The organism is Actinomadura opuntiae, assembly GCF_030283205.1.
Classification (GTDB): domain Bacteria; phylum Actinomycetota; class Actinomycetes; order Streptosporangiales; family Streptosporangiaceae; genus Spirillospora.
This window is the reverse complement of the sequence record NZ_JASNWF010000006.1, coordinates 106,751-117,616: the sequence shown is the minus strand read 5'-3', so window position 1 is coordinate 117,616 and position 10,866 is coordinate 106,751. Positions and strand designations below refer to the sequence as shown.

1 protein-coding gene is annotated in these 10,866 nt (G+C 74.5%); it reads left to right on the top strand.

Annotated features, from left to right (window positions below):
• Nucleotides 1-3: 3 nt before the first annotated feature.
• Nucleotides 4-10,803: a type I polyketide synthase gene (locus tag QP089_RS14285; protein WP_285912059.1), complete on the top strand. Its 10,800-nt coding sequence runs from the start codon at nucleotides 4-6 to the stop codon at nucleotides 10,801-10,803.
• Nucleotides 10,804-10,866 lie beyond the last annotated feature (63 nt).

The window sequence follows — 10,866 nt, the reverse complement described above, 5'->3', positions numbered from 1 at the left end:
GACATGGCGACGAACGAGGACAAGCTCCGCGACTACCTCAAGCGCGTGACCTCCGACCTGCACCAGGCTCAGCGGCGGCTCCGCCGCATCGAGCTGCGCAGGCGGGAGCCGCTGGCCATCGTCGGGATGGCGTGCCGCTATCCGGGCGCGTCCGACTCCCCCGGGGCGCTGTGGGACCTGGTCGCCGCGGGCGGCGACGCGGTCACGGAGTTCCCCGCCGACCGGGGCTGGGACGTGGAGCGCCTGTACGACCCCGATCCCGACACCGCCGCGGTCGGCAGGACCTACACGCGGCACGGCGGCTTCGTGCACGAGGCCACCGGGTTCGACCCGGCGTTCTTCGGCATCAGCCCGCGCGAGGCCCTCGCCATCGACCCGCAGCAGCGCCTGCTCTTGGAGATCGCCTGGGAGGCGCTGGAGGACGCCGGGATCGACCCGACGTCGCTGCGCGGCTCGCAGACGGGCGTGTTCGCGGGCGTGGCGGGCCAGGAGTACGTGTCGCTGTGCCACCGGGGCGCGGAGGGCGTCGAGGGGTACCTGCTCACGGGCACGACCACCAGCGTCGCGTCGGGCCGCATCGCCTACACGCTCGGCTTGGAGGGCCCGGCCGTCACCGTGGACACCGCGTGCTCGTCGTCGCTGGTCGCGCTGCACCAGGCGTGCCAGTCCCTGCGCGCCGGCGAGTGCACGCTCGCGCTGGCGGGCGGGGCCACGATCATGGCCGGGCCGGGGATGTTCCTGGAGTTCAGCCGGCAGCGCGGGCTGGCGCCCGACGGGCGGTGCAAGCCGTTCGCCGCGACCGCCGACGGCACCGGCTGGGCGGAGGGCGCCGGGATGCTGCTGCTGGAGCGGTTGTCGGACGCGCGGCGCAACGGCCACCCGGTCCTGGCCACGATCCGCGGGTCGGCGGTCAACCAGGACGGCGCCAGCAACGGCCTCACCGCGCCGAACGGGCCGTCGCAGCAACGCGTGATCAACGCGGCCCTGGCCAGTGCGGGGCTGAACACCGCCGACATCGACGCGGTCGAGGCGCACGGCACCGGCACCACGCTCGGCGACCCGATCGAGGCGCAGGCTCTGATCGCGACCTACGGGCAGGACCGCGACCGGCCGCTGTGGCTGGGTTCGGTGAAGTCGAACATCGGTCACAGCCAGGCCGCGGCCGGGGTCGCCGGGATCATCAAGATGGTGATGGCCATGCGGCACGGCCTGCTGCCCAAGACCCTCCACGTCGGCGAGCCGACGCCGCACGTGGACTGGTCCGCCGGGAAGGTCCGCCTGCTCACTGAGCCCGTCCCCTGGGAAGAGGACGAGCGTCCGCGCCGTGCCGCCGTCTCGGCGTTCGGGATCAGCGGCACCAACGCGCACGTCATCATCGAGCAGGCGCCCGCGGCGGAAGTGACCCCGGCCGAGGAGGCGGGCGGGGACGGTGGGGCGCGGGAGAAGCGCGCGCAGGACGGCCAGGCACAGGCCGGCGGGGAACCGGCGGACCGTCCGGTCGCGTGGCCGCTGTCCGGCCACACCGAGGAGGCCCTACGCGCTCAGGCCGGACGGCTGCGCGAACACCTGGCCGGTCATCCCGAGCAGACCCCCGCGCAGGTGGGCCGGGCGCTCGCCGCGCGGGCGAGCCTCGATCACCGTGCGGTCGTCCTCGGCCGCGAACGCGGCGACCTCATCGAGGCCCTGGGCGCGCTCGCGGAGGATCGGCCGGACCCCCGGCTGATCAGGGGTACCACCTCGGGCGCCGCGAAGACGGTGTTCGTGTTCCCCGGGCAGGGGTCTCAGTGGGTTGGGATGGCCACCCAGTTGATGGACGAACACCCCGCGTTCCGCGACCACATGCACGCCTGCGCCGACGCCTTGGCACCCCACACCAACTGGTCCCTCATCGACACCCTCAACGACACCCACCACCCCCACCTGGACCGCCTCGACATCGTCCAACCCGCCCTGTTCGCCGTTATGACCTCCCTAGCCCACCTCTGGCAAACCCACCACACCCACCCCCACGCCGTCATCGGACACTCCCAAGGCGAAATCGCCGCCGCCTACACCGCAAAAGCCCTCACCCTCACCGACGCCGCCACCATCATCGCCCTCCGCAGCAAAGCCCTCACCACACTCTCCGGCCAAGGCGCGATGATGTCGGTGCCCCTCCCGGCCGCCGAGGTGGCCGAGCGGATCACGCGCTGGGGCGACCGGCTCGGCGTCGCCACCGTCAACGGCCCGTCCTCGACCGTGGTCGCGGGCGATCCGATCGCGGTCCAGGACCTGTTCGACGAGTACCGCGCCGAGGAGGTGCGGGCCCGCAAGATCCCGGTCGACTACGCCTCGCACTCGCCGCAGGTGGAGGAGATCCGCGCGGAACTGCACCAGGCGCTCGCCGGGATCACCCCGCGCCGCAGCGAGATCGACTTCTACTCCACCGTCACCGGCGAACCCCTCGACACCACCCAACTCGACGCCGAGTACTGGTACCAGAACCTCCGGCAGACCGTTCAGTTCGAACAGGCCACCCGCAGACTTCTGGACGACGGCCACACCACCTTCATCGAGGTCAGTCCTCATCCGGTCCTCACCGTCGGCGTCCAGGAGACTGCGGACGACGCGGGACGCGACGTCACCGTCGTCGGAACGCTCAGGCGGAACGAGGGCGGGACGGAGCGGCTTCTAACGTCGTTCGCGACCGCGTACACCGGCGGAGCGACGGTCGACTGGGCACCGGGCCGCACCGCCGCGGACCCGTCGTCGGTGAAGCTCCCCACCTACGCCTTCCAGCGGCAGCGGTACTGGCTCGACGCCGCGGCGGGCGGCTACTCGCCTCCGGCCGGGCATTCGGGCACCGACCATCCCTTCCTCGGATCCGTCGTGGCCCTGGCGGGCGGCGAGGAGCTGGTGCTCACCGGGCGGCTGTCGGCGAGCGGCCATCCGTGGCTCGCCGAGCACACCGTGGACGGGGTGCCCGTGCTGCCGGGGACCGCGCTGGTGGAACTGGCGCTCGAGGCAGCCCGCGCGGCGGGCTGCGCGGGCGTCGACGAGCTCACGCTGGAGTCCCCGATGGTCCTGCCCGCGGACGGGGCCGTCCGGCTCCAGCTCCGGGTGGGGCCACCGGACGACTCCGGCAGGCGCGCGGTCGGCATCCACTCCCAGCCCGATGACGCCCCAATGGACGCCGACTGGGCGCGGCACGCGTCGGGAGAGCTCGCCTGCGAGGACGTCGCCGCCGTGCCCGAGCCGCCCGCCGTCTGGCCTCCGGAGGGCGCGGAGCCGCTGGACCTGGGCGCGCTGTACGAACGGCTCGCCGACCAAGGGTACGGCTACGGGCCCGCCTTCGGCGGCCTGCGGGAAGCGTGGCGGCTCGGTGACGAGGTATTCGCCGAAGTGCAGCTGGGCGACGAGCACGACGCCGCGGCCGCCCGCTTCGGCATCCATCCGGCGCTGCTCGACGCCGCGTTCCATCCCACCCTCGGGGTCATGAGCGCGGCGGACGGAACGGTGCTGCCGTTCTCCTGGAGCGGCATCCGGCTGAGCGCGCGCGGGGCGACGGGACTGCGTGTGTCGGTGTCCCCGGTGGGCGCGGGCGCGGTGCGGGTGAGCCTGACCGACCTCGACGGCGGTCCCGTAGCCACGGTCGGCTCGGTGGGCTTCCGCGCCGCCGCTTCCGTCAATCCGGGAGGTGGTGAGTCTCTTCTGCGCCTGGACTGGACCGAGCTCGCGACGTCCGGCGCGCAGGGCGAGGACGCCGCAGACGCGGCGAGTCGATGGGCCGTGCTGGGCCCGGACGGCGCCGGCATCCCCGGGGCCGCCCGCTACCAGGACCTTTCCGCCTTGCTGGAGTCGGCGGCGGATCCGCTTCCCGAGGTCGTGTTCGTCCCCTGCCCCGAAAGCGACGGCCTCGGCGGCGCGGCTCCCGAGGCGGTGCGGCAGGCCTGCCACGAGGTGCTGGCGCTGATCCAGGCGTGGCTCGCCGACGAGCGCCTCGCCGCCGCGCGGCTCGTCCTGGTGACCCGCGGCGCGGTGGCCGCGGGCGGGACCGTGCCCGACCCGGTGGGGGCGGCGCTGTGGGGCCTGCTCCGTTCGGCGCAGGCCGAACAGCCCGCTCGTTTCGTGCTCGTCGACCTCCCGGAGGCGGGCGCGCTCGCCGACGCGGCGGCGCTGCTACCGGGCGCGCTCGCCCTCGACGAGGCGCAGCTGGCGCTGCGCGGCGATGCCGTGCTCGCTCCCCGGCTGGTCAGGGAGCCGGCGGTTCCGTCCGCAGTGCCGGACGGCCTGGCCGGCGGCACCGTGCTGGTCACCGGTGCGACGGGCCTGCTGGGCGGCCTGGTCGCGCGGCACCTGGCGGCCGAGCACGGCGTCCGGCACCTGCTGCTGGCCAGCCGCCGGGGCGCGGACGCGCCCGGCGCGGCGGCGCTGGCGGCCGACCTCGCGGCGCTCGGCGCCGAGGCGTCGCTGGTGGCCTGCGACGCCTCCGACCGCACCGCGCTCGCCGGCCTGCTCGGCGCGGTGCCCGCCGAGCGTCCGCTGGTCGCGGTCGTCCACGCGGCCGGCGTGCTCGACGACGGGCTGCTGCCCTCGCTGACCCCCGATCGTGTGGACGCGGTGCTGCGTCCCAAGGTCGACGCGGCCTGGAACCTGCACGAGCTCACCCGCGACCTCGACCTGGCCGCCTTCGTGCTGTTCTCGTCCGCGACAGCCACGCTCGGTATCACGGGGCAGGCGGCCTACACGGCGGCGAACGCCTTCCTGGACGCGCTGGCCGAACGGCGCCGGGCCGCCGGCCTCGCCGCGACGTCGGCCGCGTGGGGTCCGTGGGCGGACGCCAGCGACATGACGGGCCACCTGGACGAAGCGGACCTCGGCGCGATGACGCTCGGGGCGATGGCGCCCCTGACCGCCGAGCAGGGGCTCGCCCTCTTCGACGCGGTCTGGGCGGGCGGCCCGCCCGCGCCGGTGCTGACCAGGCTCGACCCGGCGGCGCTGCGGGACCAGGGCCGGTCCGGCCTGCTGGCGCCGGTGCTGCGCGGCCTGGTCCCCGCTTCGGCGCGGCGCGCCGGAGGCGGCGACGGCTCGTGGGCCCGGCGGCTGGCCGGCGCCTCCGAGGCCGAACGGGACCGGTTGCTTCTGGAGCTGGTGCGGAACCTGGTCGCCGGGGTGCTCAAGCACGGCTCACCGGAGACGATCGCCGCCGACCGGCCGTTCAAGGAGGTCGGCTTCGACTCCCTCACCGCGGTGGAACTGCGCAACCAGCTCAGCGCCGCCACCGGGCTCCGGCTGCCCGCCACGCTGGTCTTCGACCACCCGACTCCGGGCGCGCTGGCCCGGCGGCTGCGCGACGAACTGCCGGGCCGCGAACGGAACGGGGCGGCGGCGCCCGCGCGGACGCCGGTGCGGGCGGCCACCGACAACGAGCCGATCGCGGTGGTGGCGATGGCGTGCCGCTATCCCGGCGAGGTCCGCACACCCGAGGACCTCTGGAGGCTGCTCGCCGACGGCCGGGACGCGATCGGCGGCTTCCCCTCCGATCGCGGCTGGGACGTCGACGGACTCTACGATCCGGACCCCGACGCCGCCGGCAAGGTGTACGCGCGCGAGGGCGGCTTCATCGAGGGCGCGGACGGGTTCGACGCCGAGTTCTTCGCCATGAGCCCGCGCGAGGCCATGGCGACCGATCCGCAGCAGCGGCTCCTGCTCGAGGCGTCCTGGGAGGTCGTCGAGCGTGCGGGCATCGACCCTGCGTCGCTGCGCGGGAGCCGTACGGGCGTCTTCACCGGCGTCATGTACGACGACTACCGCGGCCGTCTCAACCCGGCGCCGGAAGGCTACGAGGGCTACCTCGCGACCGCCATGACGACGAGCGTCGCGTCGGGCCGCGTCGCCTACAGCCTGGGGCTGGAAGGCCCGGCGGTGACCATCGACACCGCATGCTCGTCGTCGCTGGTCGCGCTCCACCAGGCGTGCCACGCGCTGCGGCGGGACGAGTGCACGCTGGCCCTCGCGGGCGGTGCGACGGTGATGGCGACGCCGACCGTCTTCCTGGCGTTCAGCCGGCAGCGGGGGCTGGCGCCCGACGGGCGGTGCAAGCCGTTCGCGGCCGCCGCCGACGGTACCGGCTGGGGCGAGGGCGCCGGGATCCTGCTGCTGGAGCGCCTGTCCGACGCCGAACGCAACGGACATCCGGTGCTGGCGGTGATCAGGGGCTCGGCGGTCAACCAGGACGGGGCCAGCAACGGCCTCACCGCCCCGAACGGGCCGTCGCAGCAACGCGTCATCCGCGACGCCCTCGCCAGTGCAGGGCTGAACACCGCCGACATCGACGCGGTCGAGGCACACGGCACCGGCACCACCCTCGGCGACCCGATCGAGGCGCAGGCCCTCATCGCGACCTACGGGCAGGACCGCGACCGGCCGCTCTGGCTGGGCTCGGTGAAATCCAACATCGGCCACACCCAGGCCGCGGCCGGGGTCGCCGGGATCATCAAGATGGTCATGGCCATGCGGCACGGCCTGCTGCCCAAGACCCTGCACGTCGACGAGCCCAGCCCGCACGTCGAATGGGACGGCGGCGACGTGGCGCTCCTCACCGAACCCGTCGCCTGGGAGCGGGGCGAACGTCCGCGCCGCGCCGGAGTGTCATCGTTCGGGATCAGCGGCACCAACGCGCACGTCATCATCGAACAGGCGCCGGCCGCGGCGCCTGCCGCCGAGGCTGCCGCGGAACCTGAAGCGCCCGACACGGCCGCGGCCACGGCACCGCCGGTCGCCTGGCCGCTGTCGGCCCGGACCGAAACCGCACTGCGGGCGCAGGCCGAGCAGCTCGACGTGTTCCTCGACGCCGAGCCTTCGGTGGAGCCCACCGGTGTCGCCCATGCCCTCGCGACGACCCGGACCGCGTTCGAGCACCGCGCCGTCGTCGTCGGCCCGGATCGGAGCGCCCTCCGCAGCGGTCTCGCGGCGCTGGCGCAGGGGGCGCAGGCACCGAACCTGGTGCAGGGTGCGGCGCGAGAGCCCGGAAAGACGGTGTTCGTGTTCCCCGGGCAGGGGTCTCAGTGGGTTGGGATGGCCACCCAGTTGATGGACGAACACCCCGCGTTCCGCGACCACATGCACGCCTGCGCCGACGCCTTGGCACCCCACACCAACTGGTCCCTCATCGACACCCTCAACGACACCCACCACCCCCACCTGGACCGCCTCGACATCGTCCAACCCGCCCTCTTCGCCGTCATGACCTCCCTAGCCCACCTCTGGCAAACCCACCACACCCACCCCCACGCCGTCATCGGACACTCCCAAGGCGAAATCGCCGCCGCCTACACCGCAAAAGCCCTCACCCTCACCGACGCCGCCACCATCATCGCCCTCCGCAGCAAAGCCCTCACCACCCTCTCCGGCCAAGGCGCCATGGCCTCCATCGCCCTCCCCGCAGACGAGGTCCAGGACCTTCTCGCACCACACCGGGAGCACCTCGATATCGCCGCCGTCAACGGCCCGTCGTCGACGGTCATCTCCGGCAAGGCCGGGCCGGTGGAACAGGTCCTCGCCGAGTGCGAGGCCAAGGGCGTCCGCGCGCGCCGCATCCCGGTGGACTACGCCTCGCACTCCCCGCAGGTAGAGGAGATCCGCGCAGAGCTGCTCGAGACCCTCGCCGGCATCACCCCGCACCGCAGCGAGATCGACTTCTACTCCACCGTCACCGGCCAGCCCCTCGACACCACCCAGCTCAACGCCGAGTACTGGTACCAAAACCTCCGCCAAACAGTGCAGTTCGAACGCACCACCCGCACACTCCTCGACGACGGCCACACCACCTTCATCGAGGCCAGCCCGCACCCGGTGCTGACCATGGGGGTGCAGGACACGCTCGAAGCCGCCGGAGCGGCGGACGGCACCGCCGTCCTCGGCACGCTGCGCCGCGACGACGGCGGGTTCGACCGGTTCCTCACCTCGCTGGCAGAAGCGCACGTCCGGGGCGTGCGGGTCGCGTGGAACACCTCCCACCCGCGGCCGGTCGCGCTGCCGACGTACCCGTTCCAGCGGCGGCGCTACTGGCTGGAGGATGTGCGGGAGGCGCCGATGCTGGACACGGTCGTCGAGCTCGCCGACGGCCGCGGCGTCCACTCGGGCAGGATCTCCCAGCGCACCCATCCGTGGCTGGCCGATCACGCCGTGACCGGCACCGTGGTGCTCGCGGGTGCGGCGTTCACCGCGCTGGCACTGCAGGCCGGAGACGCTGGCGGCCATCGGCGCGTGGAGGAGCTCACCCTGCGGGCGCCGCTGCCGATCCCCGAGCGGCAGCCGGTCGAGGTCCAGCTGACCCTCGACCCGGTGGACGACGCCGGCCGACGCGCGTTCACCGTGCACGCCCGCGCCGACGAGGACGAGCCCTGGACCGCCTACGCGACCGGCACGCTGGTCGCCGCCGCGGCGCCCGCTCCGGCGGCGCTCGGCGGGCAGTGGCCGCCCGCCGACGCGGTCCCGGTGGAGCTGGGCGGCTTCTACGAGCACCTCGCCGACCACGGCTACGAATACGGCCCCGCCTTCCAAGGGCTCACCGCGGTCTGGCGGGACGGCGACGACCTGTACGCCGAAGTGGCGCTTCCCGAGCAGGCGCACGGTTCGGCGGCGCATTTCGCGCTCCATCCCGCGCTGCTCGACGCCGCGCTGCATCCCCTGCTGCTGAGCGGTGTCTCCGACGAGCTGCGCCTTCCGTTCGCGTGGGAGGGCGTCACCGTGCACGCGACCGGCGCCACCGAGCTGCGGGTCCGGCTGTCTCCCACCGGTCCCAGAACGACCCGGCTGGCGTTGGCCGACGCGACCGGCGCGCCCGTCGCCGACATCGACGCCCTGACCGTCAGGCCCGTCCGTCCCGAGCAACTGGCCGGCGCGCTGAACGGGCCCCGCCGCTCCCGGCACCTGTACCAGCTCGACTGGCTGCCGGCGCGGGCTGCGGACGCGGCGCCCCCGGACACCTCGCTACCGGTGTACGGAGCGCCGCAGCTCACCGCGGCTCTGCGTCAGGCGGGACTGGCGGCGCACAACGTCACCGACCTCGACGACATCACCGAGCCCGCGACGATCCTCGTCGCTCCCCGGATCGAGTCCGCGGATCCGCCCGCCGCCGCTCGCCGCGCGGCCGAGCACATGCTCGGGCTGGTCCAGGAACTGCTGCCGGACACCGGCGGGCACCGGCTGGCGGTCATCACGCACGGAGCGGTCGCCGTGCGGGAGACCGACCGTCCCGACCTCGCCGCCGCTCCGGTCTGGGGGCTGCTCCGCACCGCGCAGACCGAGGAACCCGGCAGGTTCGCCGTCATCGACGTCGACGACGACCCCGCGTCCCTGCGGGCGGTCCCGGAAGCCCTCGCCGAGGACGAGCCGCAGGTCGCGATCCGCGGCGGCGTCCGGCACGTGCCCCGCCTGGCGCGGCGCCACGCCGACGGGGCGGGCACCGGCCCCCTCGTCGATCCCGGCGAGACCGTCCTGATCACCGGCGGGACGGGCGCCCTCGGCGCCCACCTCGCCCGCCACCTGGTCGCCCACCACCAGGCCCGCGACCTCGTCCTGGTCAGCCGGCGCGGACCCGACGCGGACGGCGCCGCCGAACTCCTCGCCGAGCTCACCCGGGACGGCGCCACCGTCACCATCGCCGCCTGCGACACGGCCGACGCGGCGAGCCTCACCGACCTGTTCCGCCGTCACCGCCCCACCACCGTCATCCACGCCGCCGGGGTCCTCGACGACGCCACGCTGCCCGCGCTCACCGCCGAGCGGCTGCGCACGGTCTTCGAACCCAAGGTCGACGCGGCCTGGAACCTGCACCTCCTCGCCCAGGACGACACCGTCAGGCGCTTCGTCCTCTTCTCCTCCATCGCCGGGTCGATCGGCCCCTCCGGGCAGGGGAACTACGCCGCGGCCAACGCCTTCGTGGACGCCCTGGCCGCGCACCGCCGCGCGCTCGGGCTCCCCGCCACGGCCCTGTCCTGGGGCCGGTGGCGAGAGGCGAGCGGCATGACCGGGATGCTCGCCGAGGCCGACCTCACCCGGATGTCCCGCAACGGCGTGGCGCCGCTGTCCACCGAAGAGGGACTCGCCCTGTTCGACCAGGCGGTGGCGGCGGACCGGGCGGTCCTCCTGCCCGCCCGCCTGGACCTGCCCGCGCTGCACGCGCAGGCCGACGCGGGGCTGCTGCCCGCGGTGCTGCGCGGCCTGGTGCGGTCGACGGCGCGGGCCCGCACGGCGAACGCCGCCGACCCGCGGGCGCTGGCGGACCGGCTGGAGCGCCTGGACGAGGCGGACCAGGAGCGGACGCTGGTCGAGGTCGTCCGCGAGACGGTCGCCACGGTCCTCGGGCACGGCGCCCCCGAGACGGTCGACGCCGGGCGGGCGTTCCGCGAGATGGGCTTCGACTCGCTCACCGCGCAGGAGCTGCGCAACCGGCTCAACGCCGCGACCGGCCTGCGGCTGCCGGCGACGCTGGTGTTCGACCATCCGACCGCGACCGCGCTCGCGCGGCACCTGCGCGGCGCGCTGGCCCCCGCGGGCGGCGGCGCCCGTCCCGGCGGGCTGTCGGCCGAGCTGGACAGGCTGGAGTCCGCGCTGGCGGCGCTGACGCCGGACGGCCTCCCGGAGGCGATCCCGGACGACGTCGAACGCGACCGGATCACGATGCGGATGAAGGGCCTGCTGGCCCGCTGGAACGACGTGCGGGGCGCCGGGCCGCGGGAGTCGGCCGAACTGCTGGAGTCGGCGAGCGACGACGAGCTGTTCGACTTCCTCGACCAGCGCCTCGGAGGCCGTCCTTAGGTCGGCTTAGCGGCGGCTTTAGCGGATCTGGCGAAGCTGGGACCCGAGCAACGCTGGAGGTCG

Excerpts from the sequence above, each read along its gene's own strand:
- QP089_RS14285 (WP_285912059.1), top strand. The coding sequence starts at position 4 with ATGGCGACGAACGAGGACAAGCTCCGCGACTACCTCAAGCGCGTGACC.